Consider the following 24,050-nt stretch of genomic DNA (forward strand, 5'->3'; position numbering starts at 1 on the left):
GGCAAGCATGCAAACGCCGACTTCGTTTCACAGAAAAGCGGTGCTCGACGCCCTCGCCGCTGCCCCAGCCCGCGCCTTGGCCGGGCTTTGGGACAATTGGGCCAACAAGCCAAATCACACCATGCTGCGTGGTCCCGAGGTCGGTTTGGTCATGGTTCGGGGCCGGGCCGGGGGCGGCGGCGCGCCGTTCAATCTGGGCGAAGCCAGCGTCAGTCGCGCCAGCATTCGCCTCGCCAGCGGCGAAGTGGGACACGGCTATTGCCTCGGCCGCGACCTCGCCAAAGCCGAGGTCATCGCCGTAATCGACGCCCTCTGGCAGCAACAGCCCGCGCAGGTCGAAGCCGAAATTATCGTTCCCCTGCAAGCTCTTGCGGCGAAAGCCGAGCAGCAGAGCCGCGACGAAACAGCGGCGACCAAGGTCGACTTCTTCACCATGGTACGCGGAGATGACTGAAATGGATTTCGGACTCGACAGCGGCTTCGCCAACCCCGTCCTGCAATCGCAGGCGACTTTCCGCGCCATCATGGACGCCCTCGCCAACCCCGGCACGCCACAAACCCTCACCCAGCCCGCCACCGCCCACGGCGCGCTGACGTCCGAATTAGCCAGCATTCTCCTGACCTTAGCCGATCAGGACACTGCAATCTGGCTGGCCGACGCCACCGGCATCGCCCCCTTCATCGCCTTCCACACCGGCGCGCCGATCACCCCAGAACCGGCCCGCGCCGTGTTCGCCTTCGCCGGCTCGGCCGCGGCATTGCCCCGGCTCGACCATTTCAATCTGGGCACCCAGGAATACCCCGACCGCTCCACCACCATCGTGCTTGCGGTAAAATCCCTGAGCGGTGGCAATGACTTGACCCTGCGCGGCCCCGGCATCAAAGGCCAGAGCCACATCGCTCCGGTCGGGCTCCCTGAGGATTTCGCCACCCAATGGGCCGACAATCGCGAGCTGTTTCCGCGCGGCATCGACCTGCTGCTGGTGGCCGATGGCGCGGTGCTCGGCCTGCCGCGCTCGACCCGGATTTCGGAAGGACACTGAGATGTATGTAGCCGTCAAAGGCGGGGAAGCCGCCATTGCCAACGCCCATGCCCTGCTCGCCGACCGCCGTCGCGGCGACCGTTCGGTGCCGGCCTTGCGCCTCGACCAGATCATGGAACAGCTCGGCCTCGCCGTCGACCGCGCTATGGGCGAGGGCTCGCTCTATGACCGGGAACTGGCCGCGCTGGCGCTGTTGCAGGCACGCGGCGATCTGATCGAAGCCATCTTTCTGGTGCGCGCCTATCGCACAACCTTGCCCCGTTTCGGCTATTCGCTGCCGGTGGAAACCGGCACGATGAAAATCGAGCGCCGCATCTCGGCCACCTTCAAGGACCTGCCGGGCGGGCAACTGCTCGGCCCAACCTTCGATTACACCCACCGCCTGCTCGATCCATCCATCGTCGACGGCGATGTACCCGCCCCGGTGACCCGCGAAGCAGAGACGGAACAAGCGCCCCGCGTCACCGATCTGCTCGGCCGCCAGGGGCTGATGGAGCCCGATGGCGACACCGATCCCGAGCGCGAAGTCGGCGACCTGACCCGCGAGCCACTGGATTTCCCGCTGGACCGCGACTTGCGGTTGCAGGCGCTGGCGCGCGGCGACGAGGGCTTTTTGCTGGCGCTTGGCTATTCGACCCAGCGCGGCTATGGCCGCAGCCACCCCTTTGTCGGCGAAATCCGCATCGGCGAAGTTGATGTGGAATTTGAAGTGCCCGAGCTGGGTTTTGCGGTCAACCTCGGCCGCATCCGCGTCACCGAATGCCAAATGGTCAATCAATTCAAGGGCTCAGCCAAGGTGGCGCCGCAGTTTACCCGCGGCTACGGGCTAGTGTTCGGCCAGGCTGAGCGCAAGGCCATGGCCATGTCGCTGGTCGACCGGGCGCTGCGCGCCCGCGAATTCGGCGAGGACGTGGTGGCCCCGGCGCAGGACGAGGAATTCGTCATTTCCCACTCCGACAATGTGCAGGCGACCGGCTTCGTCGAGCATCTGAAACTGCCGCATTACGTGGATTTCCAGGCCGAACTCGACCTGATCCGGCGCATGCGCGCCGAACACGATGCGGCTGAACTGAAGGAGGCCGCGGAATGAACGCCGTCGCCCAATATAATTTTGCCTATCTCGATGAGCAGACCAAGCGGATGATCCGCCGCGCCATTCTCAAGGCCATTGCGGTGCCGGGTTATCAGGTGCCGTTTTCCAGTCGCGAAATGCCGATGCCCTATGGCTGGGGCACTGGCGGGGTGCAGGTGACGGCGTCGATTATCGGGCCGGAAGACGTCCTCAAGGTGATCGATCAGGGCGCCGACGACACCACCAATGCGGTGTCGATCCGGGCGTTCTTTGCCAAGGTCACGCAGGTGGCGACCACCACCCACACCGCTGAAGCCAGCATCATCCAGACCCGTCACCGCATTCCCGAGCGGGCGCTGAGTGCCGGGCAAATCCTCGTCTATCAGGTGCCGATCCCCGAGCCGCTGCGCTTCCTCGAACCACGCGAAACCGAGACCCGCAAGATGCATGCGCTGGAAGAATATGGACTGATGCATGTCAAACTCTATGAGGACATAGCCCGCCACGGCCGGATCGCCACCACCTATGCCTATCCGGTGAAGGTGGCTGGCCGTTACGTGATGGACCCCAGTCCGACGCCCAAATTCGACAATCCGAAAATGCATATGAGCGAAGCGCTGCAATTATTCGGCGCCGGACGTGAGCACCGGATCTATGCGGTGCCGCCGCACACCGAAGTGGTGAGCCTCGATTTCGAGGATCACCCCTTTGCCATCCAGCATTTTGACGAGCCCTGCGCCCTGTGCGGCGCCGAGCAGGTCTATCTCGACGAGGTGATTTTGGATGATCGGGGCGGGCATATGTATGTCTGCTCGGACACCGACAATTGTGAAGAACGCCGCGCCGCCGGCCATATGGGCGTGCTGGGCGTGGACCCGATGGAGGCGACGAAATGAGCACCGAACCGCTGCTTCGAGTCGAAGGCCTGAGTAAATATTACGGCAGCCGGCTGGGCTGCGCCGATGTGAGTTTTGAGCTGTGGCCGGGCGAAGTGCTGGCCATTGTCGGCGAAAGCGGCTCGGGCAAGACCACGCTGCTCAACTCGCTGTCGGCAACGCTGGAGCCCAGCGCCGGCAAGACCATGTATCGGATGCGCGACGGGCAATGGCGCAATATCTATGAGTTGAGCGAGGCCGAACGGCGCTTTCTGGTGCGCACTGACTGGGGTTTTGTGCATCAGAACCCGGCCGACGGCTTGCGCATGACGGTGTCGGCCGGCGCCAATGTGGGCGAGCGGCTGATGGCCGTGGGCGATCGCCATTATGGCCATATCCGCGACACCGCGCTCGACTGGCTCGGCCGGGTGGAAATCGCCGCCGATCGGATCGACGATCAACCGCGCGACTTTTCCGGCGGCATGCGCCAGCGCCTGCAGATTGCCCGCAATCTGGTGACCGGACCGCGCCTGGTGTTCATGGACGAGCCGACCGGCGGGCTCGACGTCTCGGTGCAGGCCCGCCTGCTCGATCTGCTGCGCCAATTGGTGGGCGAATTGGGGCTGGCGGCGATTGTGGTGACCCATGATCTGGCCGTGGCGCGCCTGCTAAGCCACCGCATGATGGTGATGAAGGACGGCCATGTCATCGAGGCTGGCCTGACCGACCGCGTGCTGGACGATCCGCGCGAGCCCTATACCCAGCTTCTCGTCTCTTCGATTTTGCAGGTGTGACCATGACCGCTTTATCCGTCCAAAATCTCGCCAAGACCTTCACCATGCATTTGCGCGACGGGGTGATCTTGCCGGTGGTGGAAAATGTCAGCTTTGAGGTGGCCGCCGGCGAATGCGTCGTGCTGGGCGGGCCATCAGGGGCGGGCAAAAGCTCGATCCTCAAAATGGTCTATGGCAATTATGGCGTCGATGCCGGCGCCATTCTGCTGCAGCACCATGGCGAAATCATCGATCTGGCGACGGCCGAGCCGCGCCTGGTGCTGACTTTGCGCCGCGATTCCATCGGCTATGTCAGCCAGTTTTTGCGCACCGTGCCGCGGGTGTCGGCGCTCGATGTGGTGGCCGAGCCACTGGTGGTGCGCGGCACCGACAAGGCTGAGGCACAGGCCCGCGCCAGGGAGCTGCTAGCGCGGCTCAATCTGCCCGAGCGGCTATGGAGCCTGCCGCCGGCGACCTTTTCGGGCGGCGAGCAGCAGCGGGTCAATATCGCGCGCGGCTTCATCACGGACCACAAGGTGCTGCTGCTCGACGAGCCGACCGCCTCGCTCGACGCCACCAATCGGGGCGTGGTGGTGGCGATGATCGCCGAGAAAAAGGCAGCGGGCGTAGCGCTGCTGGGGATTTTCCACGATGAGGAGGTGCGCGAGCAGGTGGCGGACCGGATTGTCGACGTGATGGCCTTTGCCCCGAGGATTGCCGCATGACCCGGTTGAGCGAGAAACCCTCTGTCCACCCGACCGCCAATGTCGTCGGCTCGACGCTGGGGCGCTATACCGAGGTGGGCGCGGGCAGCAGCGTGTCGCGTTCGACGCTGGGGGATTATTCCTACTGCGTCGAGAACACCCAGATCGCCTATGCGCAGATTGGCAAATTCGCCAATATCGCCAGCCATGTCCGCATCTATGCCTCGATGCACCCGATGGAGCGCGCCTCGCTGCATCACTTCACCTATCGCTCGGCCTGGTATTTCGAGGGCGAAGCGGACGATCAGGAATTCTTCGACTGGCGGGCCGGGCAGGGGATCACCATCGGCCACGACACCTGGATCGGCCATGGCGCGGTGATCATGCCGGGCGTGACCATCGGCAATGGCGCCATCATCGGCTCCAACGCTGTGGTGACCAAGGATGTGGCCGATTTCGCCATCGCCGTGGGCGTTCCGGCGCGGACCATCAAGCAGCGCTTCAGCGACGATGTGGCCGGGAGGCTGGATGCCTTGGCCTGGTGGGATTGGGATCACGAGACGCTGCACGCCGCGCTGCCGGATTTTCGCAAGCTGGGGATCGAAGCATTTCTGGAGAAATACGAGGGTCGATAGTCGCCCCAACCCCGATGTCATCCCGGCCTTGAGCCGGGACCCATCTCGAGATGTTACCACGGCCGCAAGGTGCCAATGCTGGCCCTGCGGCCGTTTTGCGTAAAATGACCATCTCAGGATGGGCCCCGGCTCAAGGCCGGGGTGACACGGTGGGTGGGGCAGCACAGCAGCCCAAAACTCGGCCACATCGTCCCCTGTGCATGGTCACACAACCGTCATCCAAGTGTTATCCCAGCTTCACGTCGCCCCCCTAGGTCTGCGCCAACGTAACGGCGAGGGCGCCAGATGCTCAAGATTTCCAATGTTTCGCGGCGCTTCGGCGACAAGCTGGCCGTCGATGCCGTGAACCTCGAAATCCCCCAAGGCCAGATGGTCGGGGTGATTGGACGCTCGGGCGCCGGCAAGTCGACGCTGCTGCGCATGATCAACCGGCTCAACGACGTGTCCTCCGGCTATATCGATTATGACGGGCTGCGCGTCTCGGATCTGCGCGGGCAGGCGCTGCGCAACTGGCAGCGCGATTGCGCCATGATTTTCCAGCAGTTCAACCTGGTGCCCCGGCTCGACGTCATCACCAATGTGATGCTGGGCCGGCTCAATGGCCGCAATCCAGTGCTCAACCTGCTGCAAATGTTCTCGCCCGATGAGCAGCTGGCGGCGCTGAAGGCGCTGGAGCGGCTCGATATTGCCCAGACGGCGTTGCAATGGGCGCAGACCCTGTCGGGTGGCCAGCAACAGCGCGTGGCGATTGCCCGGGCGCTGATGCAGGGCCCCAAAATGATCCTGGCTGATGAGCCGATTGCCAGCCTCGACCCGCGCAATGCCCAGATCGTCATGGACAGCCTGCGTGACATCAATGCCGAAGGCATCACCGTCATCACCAATCTGCACACGCTGGATACGGCGCGGGCTTATTGCGAACGCATCATCGGCATGAGCGCCGGCAAGGTGGTGTTCGACGGCACGCCGAACGAGCTGACCACCGATGTGGCCCGTACCATCTATGGCGCCGACGGGCTCAAGGAAGCCTTCTCCGAGGCGATGACGTCCACCGCCATCGCCCCCATCACCCTCAAGACCAGCGCACCTGCCGCGCATTAACCGAGTTCCGCAGCCCGCTTCGGGCCTGCCGATCAACCCGCGTCCCCAAAGGAAATCATCCATGACCGCGATCCGCACCCTCCTGCTGGCCTCCGTGGCCCTCTCCATGTCCACTGCCGCTTTCGCCCAGGACGTTTCCGTCCTGCGCATTGGCCTTGACGGCGGCGAGAATGAGAGCGACCAGATCCGCCGCTCCGAATGCGTCGCCGAGCCGCTGAAGGCCGCGACCGGCGTCTCCGAAGTGCAGTTCTTCCCGTCGCCCGACTACAATGGCGTCATCCAGGGCCTGCTCGGTGGCACCATCGACATCGCCATCATGGGCGCCTCGTCCTATGCCGCCATCTACCTGCAGGACCCCAACGCCGTTGATCCGGTGCTGACCACCAAGCAGGACGACGGTTCCACCGGCTACCACACCATCATGGTCGCCCGCGCTGACTCCGGCATCACCGATCTTGCCTCGACCAAGGGCAAGAAGCTCGGCTTTGCCGATCCCGACTCCACCTCGGGTTTCCTCGTCCCCAACGTCGCGCTGCCGGTCGATCTCGGCGGCCCGATTGCCGATTTCTACGGCTCGACCGGTTTCGGCGGCGGCCATGAAAACCTCGTGCTCGGCGTGCTCGACGGCACCTGGGATGTCGGCACCACATTTGGTTCAGGCCAGGGCGAATTCTCCGAGGGCTACACCTCGGGCAACCTGCGCATCATGGTCGACAAGGGCCTGCTCGACATGGACGATCTGGTGGAAGTCTGGCAGTCGCCGATCATCCCCAACGGCCCGCTGATGGTCTCCAACAAGCTGTCCGACGAGATGAAGGCCAAGGTCACCGCCTTCTTCACCGGCCTGCCGGCTGCCGATTTCGAGTGCTTCGACAGCTTCACCAGCGGCGGCTATGTCGATTTCGCTCCGGCCAATCAGGCTTTCTACCAGACCATCATCGACGCCCGTAAGTCGGTCATCGGCGGCTGATTTTATCCTGTAATGGCGACGCTCCGGCGTCGCCATTTTTGCTTTCCGAACGACCAGCAAACGCGGTGTCACCCCGGCGAAAGCCGGGGCCCATCCTGAGATCTCGGGGTGGATCCCGGATCAGGTCCGGGATGACATCGTGAATGTGGAGACACAGCATGACGGACACCGCCCACGCCCCACCGGGCCTCTCTCCCGCCAGCCAGACCCTGCTGCGCCACTATCGCAGTCAGGTGCTCACCCGGCGGGTCTATTCGCTCATCGGCGTGGCGCTGGTGCTGGTGGCGCTGGGTGCGGCGATGAATTACGCCAACGCGGCCAACTCGGGCAAATTCTTCGAGCGGCTACCCTATCTGTTCGATTTCCTGAAGAACTTCGTGCCCAATGATCCGTTCGAGATCGTCCGCGCCATGTTCGATATCGAGTCGCCTTATTACGACGGCTCGCTCAAATATAATTACACGGCGGATCGCCTGTATCTGACCGACAGCTTCTACATTCCGAACTTCATTTATCAGCTGATCATCACGGTCAATATCGCCATCGTGTCGACCATAATCGGCGGCTCGCTGGCCTTCGTGCTGTGCTTTTTCGCCGCCACCAATCTGGTTGGCGCAGGCGCGGTGCGGTGGGTGGTGCGGCGCATCATGGAAGTGCTACGGGCCTTTCCCGAAATCGTCATTGCCGGGTTGCTGACGGCGGTGCTGTCCATCGGCCCGATTGCCGCCATCGTTGCGGTGTCGCTGCACACCATCGGCGCGCTGGGCAAACTGTTCTTTGAAGTGGTCGAAAACGCCGACATGAAGCCAGAGGAAGGGCTGCGCTCGGTCGGCGCCAGCTGGCTGGAGCGGGTGCGCTTCGCCATCGTGCCGCAGGTGCTGCCCAATTTCGTCAGCTACACGCTGCTGCGCACCGAAATCAACGTCCGCGCCTCCACCATTATCGGCGCGGTCGGCGGCGGCGGCATCGGCGAGGCGTTCCGCCTGTCGATCGGTCGCGACCATGCCGCAAAAACCTATGCCATCGTCATCCTGCTGTTGGTGACGGTCATCGCCATCGACCAGTTCTCCGGCTTTCTGCGCCGCCGGCTGGTGGGCGACCAATCCTTCCAACTGGGCCGGGAGAAAGCCTGATGACCACGATCAGTCTCGCCGAGCGCCACCGCCTCGCCGCCAAATATCCGGCCGTGTTTCAGCAGAGTTTTTTCCAGCGCTGGGGCCTGCCGGTCGGCATCGCGACAACACTGGCCTATCTGGTGTTCTGCTGGTTTTTCTTCAGCGTCGGACCGGCGCTGCAGAACGGCAAATGGGATCGCGCTGCGATCTATATTCAAGACTGGTATAGCTGGCGGGCCCAGCCGCGCCTGCGCTTCGCCGATGGCGCGGTGACGCCACAATGGTCGAGCCGGGGGCAATATGCCGAAGGCGCCAAGATTGACTGGCTGACGCCGCGCGCAGATGGTGGAATGACCGCGAGTTTTGGCAGCGCCGATGACCGGCTGGAAATCTCCACCACGCAGGTGGATGTGCATCTCGATGGCACGATCTGGCCGGTGAGCATCACCGAAGAAGGAGCTTTTGCGCCCGACAATGCGCCCTCTGCCATTGAGCAGGATGGCAGCAAGGTGCTGGTCAATTACGGCTTTGCCGGGCAGGCGGAAATTCGCAGCAATCAGGTGGCGGTGCAGCGCCGTTTCCTCGGCTGGGCCAATTTCCTTTACGATCCGCGCTCGCCGCTCTGGGGCAATGATCTGGTGTCGACCATCGGCCTCGTGTTCCAAGGCCAGGGATCATTGGTGTTGAGCGAATGGCTGGGCAACCGCACCTGGCAGCATGGCGATATTCTGGCCAAGCTGATGCAGACGCTGGTGATGGCCTTTGTCGGAACGCTGTTTGCCACGCTGATCGCCTTTCCGCTGGCTTTCATCGCCGCCCGCAACATCACCGCCAGCCGCCCGGTCAATTGGCTGATGAAGCGCAGTTTCGACTTTTTGCGCTCCATCGACATGCTGATCTGGGCGCTATTCTTCACCCGGGGTTTTGGCCCGGGCCCCATCCCCGGCATCGCCGCGATCCTGTTCACCGACACCGGGGCGCTGGGCAAGGTCTATGCCGAGGCGCTGGAAAATGTCGACGACAAGCAGCGCGAGGGCGTCAAATCGGTCGGCGCCAGCGCCGGCTCGGTCAACCGCTTCGGCGTGGTGCCGCAGGTGCTGCCGGTGTTCATTTCCCAGTCGCTGTATTTCTGGGAGAGCAATACCCGCTCGGCCACCATTATCGGCGCGGTGGGGGCCGGCGGCATTGGGCTCAAACTGCTCGAAGCCATGGGCACCAATTCGGACTGGGACAAGGTCGCCTATATGGTGCTGCTGATCCTCGGCGTGGTGTTCCTGTTCGACAATGTGTCCAACGCCATCCGCTCACGGCTGATCGGACCGGCGGCGCACTAGGTCCGGTCGCGGAATCGCCGCTGATAGTCGGGGTCGTAGAGCGAGCTTTCGCGGAAATCTGCGGCCCCCAAGCCGCGCCCGACGAAAATGATCGCGGTACGCTCCACGGGATCATCTGCGAAGCGGGCTTCGATATCAGCTAGCGTGCCACGGACGATTTTTTCGTCGGGCCACGAGGCGTGAAACACGATGGCAACGGGGCAATCCGCGCCATAGAGCGGCGTCAGCTCCTCCACCACGCGATCCAGCGCGTGGATGGCGAGGTGAATCGCCAACGTGGCCCCAGTAGCGCCAAATGCCGCAAGATTTTCGCGCTCGGGCATCGGCGAGGCACGACCGGAAATCCGGGTCAGCACCAGGCTTTGCGCTTCGGCCGGAATGGTCAGCTCACGGCCCAGCGTAGCAGCGGCGGCCGCGAAGGCCGGCACGCCGGGGGTCAGCGTATAGGGGATGCCGAGCCGGTCCAGCCGGCGCATCTGCTCGGCCACCGCGCTCCACACGGAAAGATCGCCGGAATGGAGACGCGCGACGTCCTGGCCGGCGGCATCGGCCTTGCGGTATTCAGCCTCGATTTCATCGAGCGACATGGGTGCGGTGTCAACGAGGCGGCTTTCCGGTCGGCACCAGGCCAGCATTTCGGGCGGCACGATGGAGCCGGCATAGAGACAGACCGGGCAGGCGGCGAGCAGGTTTTTGCCGCGCACGGTAATGAGATCAGCCGCGCCGGGGCCGGCGCCGATGAAATGGACGGTCATGGCTTGCTCCAAACCCATTGCGTGATCGGCATGGCCGGCCGCCAGCCGGTCATGCTGCCAAGCGCATCGGCGCGGGCGATGGCAATGCGGGTGAGGCTGCCGCCGCGCGTGGCGTGCTGGGTCACCAATAGGGCTTCCAGCTCGATGGTGACCGCATTAGCTACCAGCCGACCGCCGGGCCGCAGTGCGGCAATCGCCGCGTCGAGCACGCCGGCATCCGAGCCGCCGCCGCCGATGAAAATGGCGTGCGGCGCGTCGAGGCCAGTGAGCGCTTCGGGGGCAGTGCCGATGACCAGCTTGAGATTGGGCACGCCGCAAGCGGCAGCATTGCGGATGATGCGGTCGGCGCGATCGGGATTGGCCTCGATGGCGATCGCCGACAGGCTGGGATCGGTCAGCAGCCATTCGATGGCGATGGAGCCCGAGCCGGCGCCGATATCCCACAGCGTTTCGCCGCGCCGTGGGGCGAGGGCGGAGAGGGTCAAAGCGCGGATATCGTGCTTGGTGATCTGGCCGTCATGCTCGAACAGCGCGTCCGCGCGTCCCGGCGTCAGCGGCAGAATGCGCGCGGCGGGCAGGGCGACAACGCTGATGGCGCAAATATTGAGCGGGTCGATATCGGTAAGGCCAAAGCTCATGGCGACATGCGAGCGCACTGTTTCTTTCGGCCCGCCCAAGGCCTCAAGCACGGTAACAATGGAAATGCCGAAGCCGGATTCGGTGAGCAACTGCGCCAGCGCGGCGGGGCCATGCTCGTCCGATGTCAGCGCTAGAATGCGCGCGCCCGGATGCAGATGCGGCCGGATCAGGTCGAGCGACCGGCCATGCAGCGACAGCGTCTGCACCTCCTGCAGCGGCCAGCCCAGCAGGGCGGCGGCGAGGCTGAAGGCAGAGGGATGCGGAAACACCTGCATCTGGCTGGCGTCGATATAACGGCAGAGCGTGGCGCCGACGCCGAAATGGAATGGATCGCCCGAGGCCAGCACGCAGACTTTGCGGCCCTTCAGTGCCACGATGGCATCCACCGAGTCCGAAAACGGCGAGAGCCATTGGCGCGCTTCGCCAGTGATCGCGGCAGCAGCCAATTCAAGGTGGCGCGCGCCGCCGAAGACGACTTCCGCCTCGGTAATGGCGGCTTGTGCGGCCGTGCTCAGGCCGGGCAGGCCGTCTTCGCCGAGCCCGACAATGAACAGCCAGCTCACGGCTGGCTTCCCAGCGAGCGCGGCGAATAGACCAGCGGCGGCAGGTTGGGGCGCTCGATGATGCGGGTTTCGGGCGAGCCGATGATGACGCAGGTGGCCATGTCGGCGCGGGAGGGATCGGCGTCTGCCAACTTCATGATGGTGATGGCTTCGTCGGGCCGGCCAGCGGCGCGGCCAAAGATCACCGGCGTCGACCAGGGCAGCACTTCGCGCAAAATGGCGAAGGCGGTACCCAGCTGCCACGGGCGGGCTTTGGAAATCGGATTATACAGCGCGATCACCAGGCCCGCGCCGGCCACGGCGCGCAGGCGCTGCTCGATGACGGTCCAGGGTTTCAGATTATCTGAGAGCGAAATCGCACAAAAGTCATGCCCCAACGGGGCGCCGGCGCGGGCGGCGACGGCCAGCATGGCGGTGACGCCGGGGACGATATCGAGATCGACGGCGCGCCAGGCCGGCGGGCCGGCTTCGATGGCCTCCAACACGGCCGCGGCCATGGCGAAGACGCCGGGATCGCCACCGGAGACAACGCAGACCTTTTCGCCCGAGGCGGCGGTGTGCAGCGCATCCTTGGCGCGGGCCAGTTCCTCGCGATTATCCGAGGCGACCCGGCGTTGGTCGTCGCGCAATTCGAGGCGGTCGAGATAGGGCCCATAGCCGAAGAAGACATGGCTGGATGCAATGGCGGCCAGCGCTTCGGGCGTGGTTTGATCCGGATTGCCGGGGCCGGTGCCGACGACGACGAGCCGCCCGCTCATGGCCGCGTGCTCCAGCCGGGCACCAGCACCAGCGCAAAATACGGCGCGACATCATCCGGCTTGTCGGCAAGGCGGATCGACATGGCGTTTTCCATGGTGCCGCGTTCGACATAGACCGCGCTGTCGAGCCGACCGGCGGCAGCAATGGCGCGGCGGATCTTTGGTAGATTGCGGCCCACCTTCATGATCACCGCTCCATCGGAACTGTCGAGCCGGGCGGCCAGCGCGTCCTCATCCAGCGTGCCGGGCAGGACCGACAAGATGTCGTCGCCCTGCACCAGCGGCAGGCCGGCGGCCGACCAGCAGCCAGACATGGCGGTGATGCCGGGGATGACCTCGGTGGTGTAGTTTGGCGCGAGCCGGACATGCAGATGCATGTAGCTACCATAAAATAGCGGATCGCCCTCGCTCAGCACGGCGACGTTGCGACCGGCATCGAGGTGGACGGCAAGGCGCGCGGCGGCTTCGGCGTAGAAAGCGCTGGTGGCGGCTTTGTAGTCAGCGTGGTTGCGGTCGATCTCGGTGGTCACCGGATAGAGCAGCGGTTCTTCCAACTGGCCGGTGAGATAATCCGCCACGATGCGGCGGGCATTGCTCGCATTGCCCTGCTTGGCAAAATAGGCGACCACGTCGGCACGTTCGATGGCGCGCACCGCTTTGAGCGTGAGCAGTTCCGGATCGCCCGGGCCGGTGCCGACGCCAATCAGAGTGCCGCTCATATGCCCGGCCTCGCCAGTGCGTTGAGGGCGGCGGCGGTCATTGCCGAGCCGCCCAGGCGTCCGCGCACGATGGCATAGGGCACACCATAGGAGTGTTCCGCCAGCGCGGCCTTGGATTCGGCGGCGCCGACAAAGCCAACCGGCATGCCGATGATGGCGGCGGGTTTGGGCGCGCCGTCGCGCAGCAATTCGAGCAGGAAGAACAGCGCCGTCGGCGCATTGCCGATGGCAACCACTGCACCGGCGAGGCGCGGCAGCCACAGCTTCAGCGCGGCGGCGGAGCGGGTATTGCCCAACTCAGCGGCAAGGGCCGGCGTGGTTGGATCGCGCAGGGTGCAGATCACTTCATTCTGCGCCGGCAGGCGGGCGGCGGTGACACCACGGGCAACCATCTCCGCATCGCAGAAAATCGGCGCGCCGTTGGCCAGCGCATCGCGGGCGGCCGTCACAAAGCCGGGGCCGAATTCAAAATGCTGTGCCGCCTCAACCGCGCCGGCGGCGTGGATCATGCGGATGGCCAGCTCGGCCTCGTCGGGCGAAAACGCGCTGAGATCGGCCTCGGCGCGGATGATGGCGAAGGACTGGCGATAAATCGCGTCACCATCCTTGATGTAGTCATATGCGGTCATCGTCATCCTTGCGCGGCGGGGCCGATGGCGGACTCAAGCTGGTCCGCGCGCAGCAGCGTGATCGGCGTATCGCCTGCCGTCCCGTCAATGACAAGGCCGTAACCGTCGGGGCGGCCGACCAGCGTCAAAGCGGCGCGGCGCGGATGGGCGCAACCCTTGGCGCAGCCTGAGACATGCAGGTCCGTGTGGTCGTCGAGCAACGGCGCCAGCCGCTCGGCAATGCTGCGAGCGGCAATATGGCCCGAGGCGCAGCCAAGGCTGCCGATGCAGGCGCTGATGCGGCGGCGCGGATCCTGCCGGTGGATGATGAAATCCTCATCCAGTGCGTCGAGCAGCGAGGCCCGCGCACCGATGGCGAGCAGCGCGTGATGCGGCGCCAGACGGAATTCACTGACGCCATGATGCGGGGCAATCGCCGCCAGCGCGCTGAGCGCGTCCCACGGCACGGCGCCAAACGGCAGGCCCAACCCGATGGCGCCAGTATTCGCAAGATTGAAGCGGCCAATGGGCGTGGTGGTCGGTTGCGGCAGCGCCGGCGCGTCGGTGCATAGATGCCCAAGCACGGCGAGCAACTGGATATGCGGCAGGTCGGCGACACGCGCCTCGGGCCCGCGTTCGGCCAGCAGCGCCAGCACCACATGGGCGGCCTGCGCCGGCTGGCTGGTGGTGCCGAAGCCGAAATTGCCGGCACTAATGGTCCAACTGTCCTTGGCGGTGGCGACCAGCCTGATATCGGCCTTGAGCCCGGCCAGATTGAGCTGGCCATTGCCATCGACAATGACGGTGACTTTCGGGCCCAAGCGCGCGGTCAAAGCGGCGGAGTCACCGCGAATGGTGGCGGCCAGCGGGCGCGGGTCGGCAAGCTCCTGCGGGTCGTCGCCAGCCAGAGGCGGGGTCTCGACGACGAGGCCACGCTCGATGCTCACCGACGCTTCGATGGCCCGGGCGAAGGGCAGCGATCCTGCGGCGGTGAGGCCGCGCACCTGCAGATTGCCGCGCGCCGTGACCTCGATGGCGCCATTGCCGAAATCGCCGGCGATATTGGCAAGCTTTTCCAGCGCAGCGGGCGTCATCCGGCCGCCGGCCACGCGCAGGCGCGCCAGCAAGCCGTCACCGGTCTGCATCGGAGCATCAAGCGACGGACAGGCGCCGCGGCGCACATGGGTAAGGGGCAATGCGATGGACATAAGTAGGGTTTAGCGGATTGGCGCGGCGGGGGGAATGGGCGGCTTGTCGCGCGGGGGGGATTGGGGGGGCGCTATCCGCGCTTGCGCAGCAAATAGATGTCCATGATCCAGCCGTGGCGTTCCCGCGCTGCCTGCCTTGTGGCCACAATTTTCTCGCGCACGTCGCCCAGCCGGCCGGAGATGGTGATTTCGTCCGCCGTGCCGAGATAGGCGCCCCAGAAGATGTCGAGCTCGGGATCGGCCTCGGTGAAAGCGGTCTGGCCGTCGAGCATGACGATGGTGTCGTCATCGACGTCGCCCAGCCGGCGGCCGGTGGTGAGGTGGACCGGCTCACCAATGCGGTTGAGCGCGATGCCATGGGCGGCGGTGAGGGCCTGAATCGACGTGATGCCGGGGATGATCTCCACCGCAAAATCCGGCCGCAACCGGTCGATGATGCGGATGGTGGAATCATACAGCCCGGGATCGCCCCAGACCAGGAATGCCGCCGCGCCATCGGCCGGCACATCGCGCAACAGGCTGGCGAAGCGCAAAGCCAGCGCTGCATGCCAATCGTCGACGCCGGCAGCGTAATCCGGGTTGGCGGCGTCGCGCCGGGGCACGGCGTATTCGACCACGCGGCTGGCTGGATTGGTGACGTAGCGGGCGATGATGTCGCGGCGCAGGTCGGCCAGATCGGCCTTGACCGCGCCCTTGTCGGGAATGAACAGCACATCGGCGCGGTTGAGCGCATTGATGGCTTGCACGGTCAGATGCTCGGGATTGCCGGTGCCGATGCCCACGATGAGGATTGTCTGCATGGGGTTTCCTTGCCCGAGCGCCGGCGCGTTGACAAGCACTGGCTCAGGCGACCTGCGTTAAGGCCAGTAGTCACAATTTGCGGCGCACGCCGTCTAGCACTTGACCTTCCCATTGGGGAATCCAGCACAGCAGCGGGATCAACCGAGAGGAGTTTCCGATGAAGACGCTGATCATTGCCACCGCCCTGCTGGCCGCTTTTGCCCTGCCGACGCTGGCGCAGGACCATGCCGGCCATGGCGCCATGGCCACCGATAGCGCCGCGACCACCGCCTATAAACAGGCCAATGCCAGCATGCACGCTGCCATGGAAATGGAGTTCACCGGTGACGCCGATGCCGATTTCCTGCGCGGCATGATTCCGCATCATCAAGGCGCCGTGGATATGGCGCGGATCGTGCTCGAACATGGCAGCGACCCCGAAGTGCGGGCGCTGGCCGAAGCGGTGATTGCGGCGCAGGAGAAAGAGATTGCCTGGATGCAGGCATGGCTGGCCCAGAACAGGCTGTAGCGTCAGTCCCGCCCGATGCGACTGACCGAGTTGCGCACGATCAGCTCGGCGCGCAGTAGCACTTCGTTTTGCCGCGGCGTTTCGCCGGCCAGCAGGGCCAGCAGCAGGTCCATGGCTTCCTCGCCGATCTTGAGGCGGGGTTGCTTCATGGTGGTCAGCGACGGGCTGACGAAGCTGGCGAAGGAAATGTCGTCAAAGCCCATCACCGAGAATTCTCGCGGCAGGTCGTAGCGGCGGGCATTCAGCGCAATGATGACGCCGAGTGCCGTGGCGTCGTTGACGCAGAAAAACGCGGTCGGCAGCACGTCGCGGACAAACATGTGCTCGGCGGCCTGCCGGCCCGATTCGGTGGTGCCGTCGCCGTCAAGGATGAGCAGCGGGTCGATGCTGATGCCATGGCCCTGCAGCGCCGCAAGATAGCCGCGCTCGCGGAGCTGGTTCACCGCCTTGCTGGTGGAGTGGCCGATAAAGGCGATGCGGCGATGACCCTGGGAAATCAGATGCTCGGTGGCGACGCGGGCGCCCTCGAAATTGTCGACGCCGACAAACGGCACGTCATTATTGCTGACCGGTTCGTTGACCGCGACCATCGGCGGCAGGCGGGACTCGCCCCCCTCACTGCCGAAGCCATAGGGCAGGTGGCCGGTGAACAGGATCAAGCCATCGGCCTGGTTGGAGCTGATGAAGCGCAGATAGTCCGTTTCGCGCGTGGCGTCGTTCTGGGTATTGCCGATCAGCACGCCATAGCCGCGCTTGCTGGCCTCGGTTTCAAGGCCGACCAGGATATTGGAGAAATTCGGATCGCCCACATCGGGCGCCAGAATCAGAATCATGTTGCTGCGACGCATGCGCAACGAACGGGCCATGGCATTGGTGGTGTAGCCGGTGCGGGCAACCGCCTCGGTGACGCGGCGGCGGGTGGCGTCGGCGACCTTGGTCGGTTCGTTGATAGCGCGGCTGACCGTGGCGATGGATACGCCGGCGATCGCCGCAACGTCCTCAATTGTCGCCAGTTTCTGGTGCTTCACTCTTCGCCCCGACCACCCTGCGGCGTCTGCGCCTGCTGCCTTAGCAGATGGCGCGACCTGCGCCAGACTTCTCATTAGGCTTAGCCCATTTTCCGTCTATGTAAACCTTTACATCATTTATGAAAACCTTTACATCGCTGAGTAGTGGACGCTGAACAGGGCCAACCTGTCATGCGCCGGGGAGGGGTTTCAGACATGAGCAGTGCCGAAGGCACGTCGACGCCGGCCATCCTGTCAGCCAACAGGATTTCCAAGTCGTTTGGCGAAATCCCGGTGCTTTTCAGTGTCGATTTCGACATCAAGCCGGGCGAGGTTCACGCCATTATCGGCGAGAATGGCGCGGGCAAATCCACCCTCATCAAAATTCTCTCGGGTATCGAGCAGCCGACCTCCGGCTCGATCACCTATGATGGCCAGACCGCCGTGCTGCCGCCCAATGGCGAAGCCGAGGCCATGGGCATCGTGCTGATCCACCAGGAACTGAACCTGGCCGAGCATCTGACCGTGGCGGACTCGATCTTCCTCGGTCGCGAACTCAAGAAATACGGCTTCCTCGACCTCAAGGAAATGCGCCGTCGCGCCGTGGACGTCATGGAAACGCTGCATGTGCGGGTCGATCCCGACGCGCGAATCAATACGCTGTCGGTGGCCGACAAGCAGATGGTGGAAATCGCCAAGGCCATCAGCCGCGATGCGCGCGTGCTGATCATGGACGAACCGACGGCGGTGCTGTCGGTGGGCGAAACCGAAACCCTGTTCGAGCAGATCCGCCGGCTGACGGCCCGCGGCGTCGCGGTGATCTTCATTTCGCACAAGCTCGACGAAATCATGGACCTCGCCCAGCGCGTCACCGTGCTGCGCGACGGGCAATTGATCGCCACGATCGGCACCGAGGCGCTGACGCCGGATTCCATCGCCCAGATGATGGTCGGGCGCGAGCTGTCCAATCTCTATCCGCCCAAGCATGAGCCCGATGTCGATGCGCCGGTGGTGCTGTCGGTGCGCGGGCTGCAGGCGCCGGGCGTCAAGGAGATGTCATTCGACCTGCGCAAGGGCGAAATCCTTGGCTTTGCCGGCTTGATCGGCTCTGGTCGCACGGCGGTGGCCGAGGCGATTGTCGGGCTGACGGCCAAGACCGCCGGCGCGGTGGAGGTCGATGGCCTGCCGGTCGATTTCACCGATGTCGCCAAATCGGTCGATGCTGGGCTGGCCTATATGACCAAGGACCGCAAGGGCCGGGGCCTGCTGCTCAATGTCGGCCTGCAGCCCAATTTGACGCTGCTGACGCTGAAAAAGCACCTCAAACATGGCTTTCTCGACGGTAAGAGCGAACAGCGGGCCCTGGAGCGCGCCACACGCCGCTTCGATATTCGGGCGCGCGATGCCTCGGTGCGGGTCGGCCAGCTCTCGGGCGGCAATCAGCAGAAGCTGATGTTGGGCAAGACCATGGAAGCCGATCCGGACATCATCATCATGGATGAGCCGACGCGCGGCATCGATGTCGGCACCAAGCAGCAGATTTATCACATCATCGCGGCGCTCGCCGCCGAGGGAAAATCGATCATCCTGATCTCTTCGGAGATGCAGGAGGTCATCGGGCTCAGTCACCGCGTGTTGGTGATGCGCAATGGCCGGTTGGCCGGCAAGCTCGAAGGCGCCGAGATCGTGGAAGCAGAAATCATGCGGTACGCCGCAGGCATCAAACAGGATGGGGACGATGAGCGTATCAGCGCATGAGGCAGCCAAGCCGGGGAAAGGCTTCCGGCTCGACCTCAAGACCGCGGGACCGCTGCTGGCGCTGATCCTGCTGGTGATCCTGGGCTATTCGCTCAATCCTGCCTTCCTCAACGAAGGTAACATCACCAATATTCTCACCCGCTCGGCCTTTATCGGCATCATCGCGGTGGGGGCGACCTTTGTCATCACCGCTGGCGGCATCGACCTGTCGGTGGGCTCGATGGCGGCGTTTATCGCCGGCGTCATGATCATCATCATGAACAGCGCCGTGGAAGCCATGGGCGCGTCCATTTGGACCGTGTTGCTGGGCATCGGCTGCTCGCTGATCCTGGGCATCGGCGCCGGCTTCATCAACGGCTTCTTGACCACCAAGGGCAAGATCGAAGCCTTCATCGTGACGCTGGGCACAATGGGCATTTATCGCTCGCTGGTGACCTATTTCGCCGATGGCGGCACGCTGTCGCTCAACAATGGCGCCCGCGAAATCTATCGCCCGGTCTATTACGAGAGCTTCCTGCGCATTCCCTATCCAGTGTGGGTATTCATCGCCGTCGCCATTCTCGGCTGGGTACTGATGAACCGCACCGCCTTCGGCCGCTATTGCATGGCCATTGGCAGCAATGAGCATGTGGCGCGCTACTCGGCGATCAAGGTCGACCGGGTCAAGACCGCGACCTACATTCTGCAGGGCATGTGCGTGTCGCTGGCCACCATCATCTATGTGCCGCGTCTCGGCTCGGCTTCGTCGGCCACCGGCGTGCTGTGGGAGCTGGAAGCCATTGCGGCGGTGATCATCGGCGGCACCATGCTCAAGGGCGGCTTTGGCCGCATCGGCGGCACGGTGATCGGCGCGCTGATCCTCACCTCGATCGGCAACATCCTCAATCTCACCGAGATCATCTCCAACTACCTCAATGGGGCAGTGCAGGGCGTGATCATCATCGCGGCGGTTTATCTGCAGCGCGGCTCGCTGCGCGGTCGCCGCAAGCCGGCCGAATAAATTCAGTCATTCCACGCCGTAAAGGCGGGATCACCGGCGCAGCGTCAAACGCGCCACACATGCAGGGAGGACTATCATGTCTTTGAAGGCAATCGCACTTGGCCTGTTGGCCACCAGCGCACTGGTCGGTACGGCCGTGGCGCAGGAAAAGATCAAGATCGGCGTGTCCATTCCGGCCGCGACGCATGGTTTCATGGGCGGCCTGAACTGGCACGCTGCGGAAGCTGAAAAGCGCCTCGAAGCCGCCAATCCGAATATCGACATCATCATCGTGACCGCTGACGGCCCGGCCGATCAGGCCAGCGATCTGGAAGACCTGGTTTCGGTCCACCAGATCCAGGCGCTCGTGGTGCTGCCGTTCGAATCCGAGCCGCTGACCGAGCCGGTCCGCGCCGTTGCCGACACCGGTGCCTTCATCACCGTCGTTGACCGTGGCCTGACCGATCCGTCGATCCAGGACGTTTATGTTTCGGGCAACAACACCGAAATGGGCCAGGTTTCGGCGCAGTATATGAAGACCCGTCTGGGTGAAGGCGACAACATCGTCATCCTGCGCGGCATTCCGACCGTGCTGGACACCGAACGCTTCGACGCCTTCATGGCCGAAATCGAAGGCTCGGGCATCAACGTGCTCGACAACAAGTTCGCCAACTGGAACCGCGATGACGGTTTTGAAGTGATGCAGGACTTCCTGAGCCGCTTCCCCGACATCAAGGGCGTGTGGGCACAGGACGACGACATCACCCTGGGCGTGGTTGAAGCCGTCAAGGCTGCAGGCCGCGACAAGGAAATGTTCATCGTCGGCGGCGCCGGCATGAAGGAAATCGTCAAGGGCGTGATGGACGGCAACGAGCTGGTGCCGGTCGACGTGCTGTATCCGCCGGCGCAGATCGCGACGGCCATGGACGTCACCGTCAGCCACTTCACCTCCAACGGCCCGGTCGGCGGCACCTATATCCTGGGTTCGCCACTGATCACCAAGGACAACGCTGCGATGTACTACTTCCCCGACAGCCCGTTCTGATTCCTCCTCAGAGCGGACATGCGAAGGGCGCCCCTCGGGGCGCCCTTTGTGATTCTGCTTCTTCCTTCTCCCCCTGCGGGAGAAGGTGCCCGAAGGGCGGATGAGGGGCCTTACACCTCCTCAGGCGTATATCCAGCCTCCCGGATTGCCGCTTCGCCGGCCGCCTTGTCGCCGGTAAACGCCACCTTGTGGCTCGCCAGATCCACCGAGATCTCGGCCCCCGGCAGCGCGTCTTCCAGCGCCTTGCGCACGGTGCCTACGCAATGGCCGCAGGTCATGTCGTTGACGGTGAAAATGTTCTTGTCGCTCATCTTAGTGTCCTTTCGAAATGGGGTGCTCGCCGGCGAGGTCGTCGAGGATGGGGCAGTCGGGGCGGTTGTCGCCGCCGCAGCAATGGGCCAAATGGCTGAGGGTTTTGACCATCCCCTGCAACTCGGCGATCTTGGTTTGCAGCGCCGTGATATGGCTTGTCGCGATCTCCTTGACCTCGCCGCTGGCGCGGGATTTGTCCTGCCACAACCCGAGCAGGGTGGCGGTTTCCTCCACCGAAAAGCCCAAAGTGCGGGCGCGTTTGACGAAGCGCAGCACGTGGACTTCGTCCTCGCCATAGACGCGGTAATTGCTATCGGTGCGATGCGGCGGCCGGATCAGGCCGATGGATTCGTAATAGCGGATCATCTTGGCCGAGACGCCCGAGGCGCTGGAGGCTTCGCCGATATTCACAGGGTCACTCCTTTCACGCCGCGCAGGCGCTGCGCATTGCCCACCACGAAGACCGAGCTGAGCGCCATGGCGCCGGCGCCGATCATCGGGCTGAGCAGGATGCCGAAGCTGGGATACAGCACGCCGGCCGCCACCGGGATCAGCAGCGCATTGTAGCCAAACGCCCAGAACAGGTTTTCCCAGATGTTCTTCAGCGTCGCCCGGCTGATGATGAGGGCATTGAGCACGCCCTTGAGGTCGCCGCCGAGCAGCACCACGTCGGCGCTTTCGATGGCGGCATCGGTGCCGGTGCCGACGGCGATGCCGATATCGGCTTCGGCCAGTGCTGGCGCGTCATTGATGCCATCGCCGATAAAGGCGACGGGACCAAACTGGCGCAGGCCCTTGATGGTCGCCACCTTGTCGGCAGGCAACACTTCGGCGCGGACTTCATCAATGCCAAGCTGGCGGGCAATCGCCTCAGCCGTGCGCCGATTGTCGCCCGAGATCATCGCCGTTTTGAGACCCATGGCGTGCAGCGCGTCGATGACTGCCTTGCTGGTGGGCTTGATACTATCGGCGACGACGATGGTGGCTGCGGCCTTGCCGTTGATGGCGACAAACACCGGCGACTTGCCCTCATTGGCCAGCCGTTCGGCATCGGCGTCAAAACCGCTGAGCTCGATCCCCTCCAGATAACGCGCCGAACCGATCAGCACCGCGCGGCCATTGACCGTACCACTGACGCCATTGCCGGCCGAGGACCGGAAATCCTCCACCTGCGGCAGGGTGAGGCCCTGCTGCTCGGCCGCGGCGACGATGGCCGCACCCGTCGGATGCTCGGACTTGGCTTCGATAGCAGCCACGGCGGCCAGCACGTCGCCATGCTCAAAGCCATCGGCCAGGATCAGATCGGTCAGCGTCGGTTTGCCGGAGGTCAGCGTGCCGGTCTTGTCGAAAGCGACGACCTTGGCATCCCGCAGCTGCTGCAGCGCCTGACTCTGGCGGAACAGCACACCCATTTCGGCAGCCCGGCCGGTGCCCACCATGATCGAAGTCGGCGTGGCCAGGCCCATGGCACACGGGCAGGCGATGATCAGCACAGCGACCGCATTGACCAGACCAAACGTCGTAGCCGGGTCTGGCCCCCAGATCGCCCAGACGGCAAAGGTGGCAATCGCCAGCGCAATGACGGCGGGCACGAACCACAGCGTGATCCGGTCGACCACGGCCTGGATGGGCAGCTTGCCGCCCTGCGCTTCTTCGACCATGCGGATGATCTGCGCCAGCATGGTGTCGCCACCGACCTTGGTGGCGCGGAAGCTGAAACTGCCCGACGTATTGAGCGTGCCGCCAATAACGGTCGCGCCCACGGTCTTGGAGACGGGCAGGGGCTCGCCGGAAATCATCGATTCATCGATATGGCTACTGCCGTCGACGATTTCGCCATCTACGGCGATCTTCTCACCGGGACGGACGACGATGATATCGCCGGCCACCACCTGTTCGATCGGCAGTTCAACAATGGCGCTGTTCCGCTGCACCCGGGCGGTCTTGGCCTGTTCGCGCACCAGCCGCTGAATGGCTTCGCCGGTGCGACCCTTGGCCAAAGCTTCCAGCCAGCGACCGACCAGGATCAGCGTAACGATGACCGCCGCCGCCTCGAAATAGACGAAGCGCGTTTCGCTCGGCACCAGGTCTGGCGCAAAGGTCACCACCGTTGACAACAGCCAAGCCGCGCCGGCGCCAAGCGCCACCAGCGAGTTCATTTCGGGCGCGCCGCGCAGCAGCGCCGGAATGCCGATCTTGAAGAAGCGCCAGCCGGGCCCGAACAGCACAATGGTGGTGGCAACGAAAAAGGCCACATTGAGCGTCTGCGTCGAAACCAGCGACATCACCCACATATGGAACGGCATGTAGAGATGCCCGCCCATTTCGATGATGAAGATGGGCAGGGTGAAGAGGCCCGCAATCAGCACATCGCGGCGCAGCACGGCCGCGTCCTCGTCGTGATGCTGATGCCCGCCATGGTCATGGTGGTGCATCTCGGGCGTCTGGCTGCCCTGATAGCCGGCCTTTTCGATGGCCTTGAGTACGGCATCGAGCTGATCGGCATCGCCGAGCTGCACCGTGGCGCGCTCGGTGGCCAGGTTGACCGATGCCGACGTAACGCTCGGCACCTTGAGCAGGGCCTTTTCCACCCGTGCCACGCAGGAGGCACAGGTCATGCCGGCGATGTCGATGGAAAGCGGTTTGGTATGGACGTGTTCAGTCATGTTTTCACCTCGTCCTGCAGTATATAAAGCTTCCCATCATGGTAAGGTCAAGGGGCGGATATACGATTGTGTCCCGCACATGCGGCAGGTTGGCACTGCGAC

The 24,050-nt window shown here is 64.1% G+C and carries 26 protein-coding genes; 15 read left to right on the forward strand and 11 right to left on the reverse strand.

The genetic code is table 11. From position 1 onward, the window contains the following. Positions 1 to 7: 7 nt before the first annotated feature. The 11 genes from phnG (at position 8) to phnE (ACX3OW_RS13445) (ending at position 9,622) form a co-directional block, all read left to right on the forward strand. Complete coding sequence (gene phnG, locus ACX3OW_RS13395; RefSeq protein WP_459096286.1) at positions 8 to 454, forward strand: phosphonate C-P lyase system protein PhnG; 447 nt, start codon at positions 8 to 10, stop codon at positions 452 to 454. A gap of 1 nt (position 455) precedes the next feature. Next, positions 456 to 1,043: a phosphonate C-P lyase system protein PhnH gene (gene phnH / locus ACX3OW_RS13400; RefSeq protein WP_459096287.1), complete on the forward strand. Its 588-nt coding sequence runs from the start codon at positions 456 to 458 to the stop codon at positions 1,041 to 1,043. 1 nt (position 1,044) lies between these two features. After that, positions 1,045 to 2,133: a carbon-phosphorus lyase complex subunit gene (locus ACX3OW_RS13405; RefSeq protein WP_459096288.1), complete on the forward strand. Its 1,089-nt coding sequence runs from the start codon at positions 1,045 to 1,047 to the stop codon at positions 2,131 to 2,133. Next, on the forward strand, positions 2,130 to 3,011 hold the full coding sequence (locus tag ACX3OW_RS13410; protein WP_459096289.1) for an alpha-D-ribose 1-methylphosphonate 5-phosphate C-P-lyase PhnJ: 882 nt from the start codon (positions 2,130 to 2,132) through the stop codon (positions 3,009 to 3,011). The genes ACX3OW_RS13405 and ACX3OW_RS13410 overlap by 4 nt, the downstream gene beginning before the upstream one ends. After that, complete coding sequence (gene phnK / locus ACX3OW_RS13415) at positions 3,008 to 3,784, forward strand: phosphonate C-P lyase system protein PhnK (RefSeq protein ID WP_459096290.1); 777 nt, start codon at positions 3,008 to 3,010, stop codon at positions 3,782 to 3,784. The genes ACX3OW_RS13410 and phnK overlap by 4 nt, the downstream gene beginning before the upstream one ends. A gap of 2 nt (positions 3,785 to 3,786) precedes the next feature. Beyond that, entirely contained in the window at positions 3,787 to 4,488 is a 702-nt protein-coding gene (gene phnL / locus ACX3OW_RS13420) for a phosphonate C-P lyase system protein PhnL (protein ID WP_459096291.1), read from the forward strand. Beyond that, positions 4,485 to 5,102, forward strand: coding sequence for a DapH/DapD/GlmU-related protein (locus ACX3OW_RS13425; protein ID WP_459096292.1), 618 nt, complete (start codon positions 4,485 to 4,487; stop codon positions 5,100 to 5,102). Before phnL ends, ACX3OW_RS13425 begins: the two co-directional genes overlap by 4 nt. Before the next feature lie 285 nt (positions 5,103 to 5,387). After that, positions 5,388 to 6,203, forward strand: a complete 816-nt coding sequence (phnC, locus tag ACX3OW_RS13430) for a phosphonate ABC transporter ATP-binding protein (RefSeq protein ID WP_459096293.1) — start codon at positions 5,388 to 5,390, stop codon at positions 6,201 to 6,203. Positions 6,204 to 6,264: 61 nt separating this feature from the next. Further along, positions 6,265 to 7,173 (forward strand): phosphonate ABC transporter substrate-binding protein, encoded by a 909-nt coding sequence (phnD, locus tag ACX3OW_RS13435; protein WP_459096294.1) that lies wholly within the window; start codon positions 6,265 to 6,267, stop codon positions 7,171 to 7,173. Between the two features lie 158 nt (positions 7,174 to 7,331). Continuing rightward, positions 7,332 to 8,306 (forward strand): phosphonate ABC transporter, permease protein PhnE, encoded by a 975-nt coding sequence (phnE, locus tag ACX3OW_RS13440; RefSeq protein ID WP_459096295.1) that lies wholly within the window; start codon positions 7,332 to 7,334, stop codon positions 8,304 to 8,306. After that, a complete protein-coding gene (gene phnE, locus ACX3OW_RS13445) occupies positions 8,306 to 9,622 on the forward strand; it encodes a phosphonate ABC transporter, permease protein PhnE (protein WP_459096296.1) in 1,317 nt (438 codons plus the stop codon). The genes phnE (ACX3OW_RS13440) and phnE (ACX3OW_RS13445) overlap by 1 nt, the downstream gene beginning before the upstream one ends. Here phnE (ACX3OW_RS13445) and cobM read toward each other — a convergent pair. The 7 genes from cobM to cobF all read right to left on the reverse strand — a co-directional run bounded on the left by cobM (position 9,619) and on the right by cobF (position 15,672). Continuing rightward, entirely contained in the window at positions 9,619 to 10,377 is a 759-nt protein-coding gene (cobM, locus tag ACX3OW_RS13450) for a precorrin-4 C(11)-methyltransferase (RefSeq protein ID WP_459096297.1), read from the reverse strand. The genes phnE (ACX3OW_RS13445) and cobM overlap by 4 nt on opposite strands. Continuing rightward, positions 10,374 to 11,579 carry a precorrin-6y C5,15-methyltransferase (decarboxylating) subunit CbiE gene (cbiE, locus tag ACX3OW_RS13455; RefSeq protein ID WP_459096298.1) on the reverse strand — a complete coding sequence of 402 codons (1,206 nt, stop codon included), beginning with the start codon at positions 11,577 to 11,579 and terminating at the stop codon, positions 10,374 to 10,376. The genes cobM and cbiE overlap by 4 nt, the downstream gene beginning before the upstream one ends. Then, complete coding sequence (locus ACX3OW_RS13460; RefSeq protein WP_459096299.1) at positions 11,576 to 12,337, reverse strand: precorrin-3B C(17)-methyltransferase; 762 nt, start codon at positions 12,335 to 12,337, stop codon at positions 11,576 to 11,578. Before ACX3OW_RS13460 ends, cbiE begins: the two co-directional genes overlap by 4 nt. Next, positions 12,334 to 13,056 carry a precorrin-2 C(20)-methyltransferase gene (locus ACX3OW_RS13465; protein ID WP_459096300.1) on the reverse strand — a complete coding sequence of 241 codons (723 nt, stop codon included), beginning with the start codon at positions 13,054 to 13,056 and terminating at the stop codon, positions 12,334 to 12,336. The genes ACX3OW_RS13460 and ACX3OW_RS13465 overlap by 4 nt, the downstream gene beginning before the upstream one ends. Further along, a complete protein-coding gene (locus ACX3OW_RS13470; protein WP_459096301.1) occupies positions 13,053 to 13,685 on the reverse strand; it encodes a precorrin-8X methylmutase in 633 nt (210 codons plus the stop codon). The genes ACX3OW_RS13465 and ACX3OW_RS13470 overlap by 4 nt, the downstream gene beginning before the upstream one ends. Before the next feature lie 2 nt (positions 13,686 to 13,687). Then, complete coding sequence (gene cobG, locus ACX3OW_RS13475; protein WP_459096302.1) at positions 13,688 to 14,872, reverse strand: precorrin-3B synthase; 1,185 nt, start codon at positions 14,870 to 14,872, stop codon at positions 13,688 to 13,690. 71 nt (positions 14,873 to 14,943) lie between these two features. Then, positions 14,944 to 15,672, reverse strand: coding sequence for a precorrin-6A synthase (deacetylating) (gene cobF, locus ACX3OW_RS13480; protein WP_459096303.1), 729 nt, complete (start codon positions 15,670 to 15,672; stop codon positions 14,944 to 14,946). Between the two features lie 158 nt (positions 15,673 to 15,830). Between cobF and copM the strand changes: the two genes are divergently transcribed. Then, complete coding sequence (copM, locus tag ACX3OW_RS13485; protein WP_459096304.1) at positions 15,831 to 16,181, forward strand: CopM family metallochaperone; 351 nt, start codon at positions 15,831 to 15,833, stop codon at positions 16,179 to 16,181. Positions 16,182 to 16,183: 2 nt separating this feature from the next. On the opposite strand, the gene ACX3OW_RS13490 is transcribed toward copM, so the two are convergent. Continuing rightward, on the reverse strand, positions 16,184 to 17,209 hold the full coding sequence (locus tag ACX3OW_RS13490) for a LacI family DNA-binding transcriptional regulator (RefSeq protein ID WP_459096305.1): 1,026 nt from the start codon (positions 17,207 to 17,209) through the stop codon (positions 16,184 to 16,186). Positions 17,210 to 17,404: 195 nt separating this feature from the next. Between ACX3OW_RS13490 and ACX3OW_RS13495 the strand changes: the two genes are divergently transcribed. The 3 genes from ACX3OW_RS13495 to ACX3OW_RS13505 all read left to right on the forward strand — a co-directional run bounded on the left by ACX3OW_RS13495 (position 17,405) and on the right by ACX3OW_RS13505 (position 20,970). Then, positions 17,405 to 18,946, forward strand: a complete 1,542-nt coding sequence (locus ACX3OW_RS13495) for a sugar ABC transporter ATP-binding protein (RefSeq protein ID WP_459096306.1) — start codon at positions 17,405 to 17,407, stop codon at positions 18,944 to 18,946. Further along, positions 18,927 to 19,946 carry an ABC transporter permease gene (locus tag ACX3OW_RS13500; protein ID WP_459096307.1) on the forward strand — a complete coding sequence of 340 codons (1,020 nt, stop codon included), beginning with the start codon at positions 18,927 to 18,929 and terminating at the stop codon, positions 19,944 to 19,946. Before ACX3OW_RS13495 ends, ACX3OW_RS13500 begins: the two co-directional genes overlap by 20 nt. Positions 19,947 to 20,022: 76 nt before the next feature. Beyond that, positions 20,023 to 20,970 carry a substrate-binding domain-containing protein gene (locus ACX3OW_RS13505; protein WP_459096308.1) on the forward strand — a complete coding sequence of 316 codons (948 nt, stop codon included), beginning with the start codon at positions 20,023 to 20,025 and terminating at the stop codon, positions 20,968 to 20,970. Between the two features lie 110 nt (positions 20,971 to 21,080). Here ACX3OW_RS13505 and ACX3OW_RS13510 read toward each other — a convergent pair whose 3' ends face one another. Genes ACX3OW_RS13510 through ACX3OW_RS13520 form a run of 3 tightly spaced genes read right to left on the reverse strand, consistent with a single transcriptional unit; the run spans position 21,081 to position 23,948 of the window. Next, positions 21,081 to 21,281, reverse strand: a complete 201-nt coding sequence (locus ACX3OW_RS13510; protein WP_459096309.1) for a heavy-metal-associated domain-containing protein — start codon at positions 21,279 to 21,281, stop codon at positions 21,081 to 21,083. A 1-nt stretch (position 21,282) separates the two neighbouring features. Next, on the reverse strand, positions 21,283 to 21,693 hold the full coding sequence (gene cueR, locus ACX3OW_RS13515; RefSeq protein ID WP_459096310.1) for a Cu(I)-responsive transcriptional regulator: 411 nt from the start codon (positions 21,691 to 21,693) through the stop codon (positions 21,283 to 21,285). Beyond that, entirely contained in the window at positions 21,690 to 23,948 is a 2,259-nt protein-coding gene (locus ACX3OW_RS13520; RefSeq protein WP_459096311.1) for a heavy metal translocating P-type ATPase, read from the reverse strand. Before ACX3OW_RS13520 ends, cueR begins: the two co-directional genes overlap by 4 nt. Positions 23,949 to 24,050 lie beyond the last annotated feature (102 nt).

It is taken from the genome of Devosia sp. A449, assembly GCF_054489375.1.

What these genes read in the sequence shown, in the direction of transcription:
- phnG (WP_459096286.1), top strand. Translation starts at nt 8, where the DNA reads ATGCAAACGCCGACTTCGTTTCACAGAAAAGCGGTGCTCGACGCCCTC.
- phnH (WP_459096287.1), top strand. Translation starts at nt 456, where the DNA reads ATGGATTTCGGACTCGACAGCGGCTTCGCCAACCCCGTCCTGCAATCG.
- ACX3OW_RS13405 (WP_459096288.1), top strand. Translation starts at nt 1,045, where the DNA reads ATGTATGTAGCCGTCAAAGGCGGGGAAGCCGCCATTGCCAACGCCCAT.
- ACX3OW_RS13410 (WP_459096289.1), top strand. Translation starts at nt 2,130, where the DNA reads ATGAACGCCGTCGCCCAATATAATTTTGCCTATCTCGATGAGCAGACC.
- phnK (WP_459096290.1), top strand. Translation starts at nt 3,008, where the DNA reads ATGAGCACCGAACCGCTGCTTCGAGTCGAAGGCCTGAGTAAATATTAC.
- phnL (WP_459096291.1), top strand. Translation starts at nt 3,787, where the DNA reads ATGACCGCTTTATCCGTCCAAAATCTCGCCAAGACCTTCACCATGCAT.
- ACX3OW_RS13425 (WP_459096292.1), top strand. Translation starts at nt 4,485, where the DNA reads ATGACCCGGTTGAGCGAGAAACCCTCTGTCCACCCGACCGCCAATGTC.
- phnC (WP_459096293.1), top strand. Translation starts at nt 5,388, where the DNA reads ATGCTCAAGATTTCCAATGTTTCGCGGCGCTTCGGCGACAAGCTGGCC.
- phnD (WP_459096294.1), top strand. Translation starts at nt 6,265, where the DNA reads ATGACCGCGATCCGCACCCTCCTGCTGGCCTCCGTGGCCCTCTCCATG.
- phnE (WP_459096295.1), top strand. Translation starts at nt 7,332, where the DNA reads ATGACGGACACCGCCCACGCCCCACCGGGCCTCTCTCCCGCCAGCCAG.
- phnE (WP_459096296.1), top strand. Translation starts at nt 8,306, where the DNA reads ATGACCACGATCAGTCTCGCCGAGCGCCACCGCCTCGCCGCCAAATAT.
- cobM (WP_459096297.1), bottom strand. Translation starts at nt 10,377, where the DNA reads ATGACCGTCCATTTCATCGGCGCCGGCCCCGGCGCGGCTGATCTCATT.
- ACX3OW_RS13460 (WP_459096299.1), bottom strand. Translation starts at nt 12,337, where the DNA reads ATGAGCGGGCGGCTCGTCGTCGTCGGCACCGGCCCCGGCAATCCGGAT.
- ACX3OW_RS13465 (WP_459096300.1), bottom strand. Translation starts at nt 13,056, where the DNA reads ATGAGCGGCACTCTGATTGGCGTCGGCACCGGCCCGGGCGATCCGGAA.
- ACX3OW_RS13470 (WP_459096301.1), bottom strand. Translation starts at nt 13,685, where the DNA reads ATGACCGCATATGACTACATCAAGGATGGTGACGCGATTTATCGCCAG.
- cobG (WP_459096302.1), bottom strand. Translation starts at nt 14,872, where the DNA reads ATGTCCATCGCATTGCCCCTTACCCATGTGCGCCGCGGCGCCTGTCCG.
- cobF (WP_459096303.1), bottom strand. Translation starts at nt 15,672, where the DNA reads ATGCAGACAATCCTCATCGTGGGCATCGGCACCGGCAATCCCGAGCAT.
- copM (WP_459096304.1), top strand. Translation starts at nt 15,831, where the DNA reads ATGAAGACGCTGATCATTGCCACCGCCCTGCTGGCCGCTTTTGCCCTG.
- ACX3OW_RS13495 (WP_459096306.1), top strand. Translation starts at nt 17,405, where the DNA reads ATGAGCAGTGCCGAAGGCACGTCGACGCCGGCCATCCTGTCAGCCAAC.
- ACX3OW_RS13500 (WP_459096307.1), top strand. Translation starts at nt 18,927, where the DNA reads ATGAGCGTATCAGCGCATGAGGCAGCCAAGCCGGGGAAAGGCTTCCGG.
- ACX3OW_RS13505 (WP_459096308.1), top strand. Translation starts at nt 20,023, where the DNA reads ATGTCTTTGAAGGCAATCGCACTTGGCCTGTTGGCCACCAGCGCACTG.
- ACX3OW_RS13510 (WP_459096309.1), bottom strand. Translation starts at nt 21,281, where the DNA reads ATGAGCGACAAGAACATTTTCACCGTCAACGACATGACCTGCGGCCAT.
- ACX3OW_RS13520 (WP_459096311.1), bottom strand. Translation starts at nt 23,948, where the DNA reads ATGACTGAACACGTCCATACCAAACCGCTTTCCATCGACATCGCCGGC.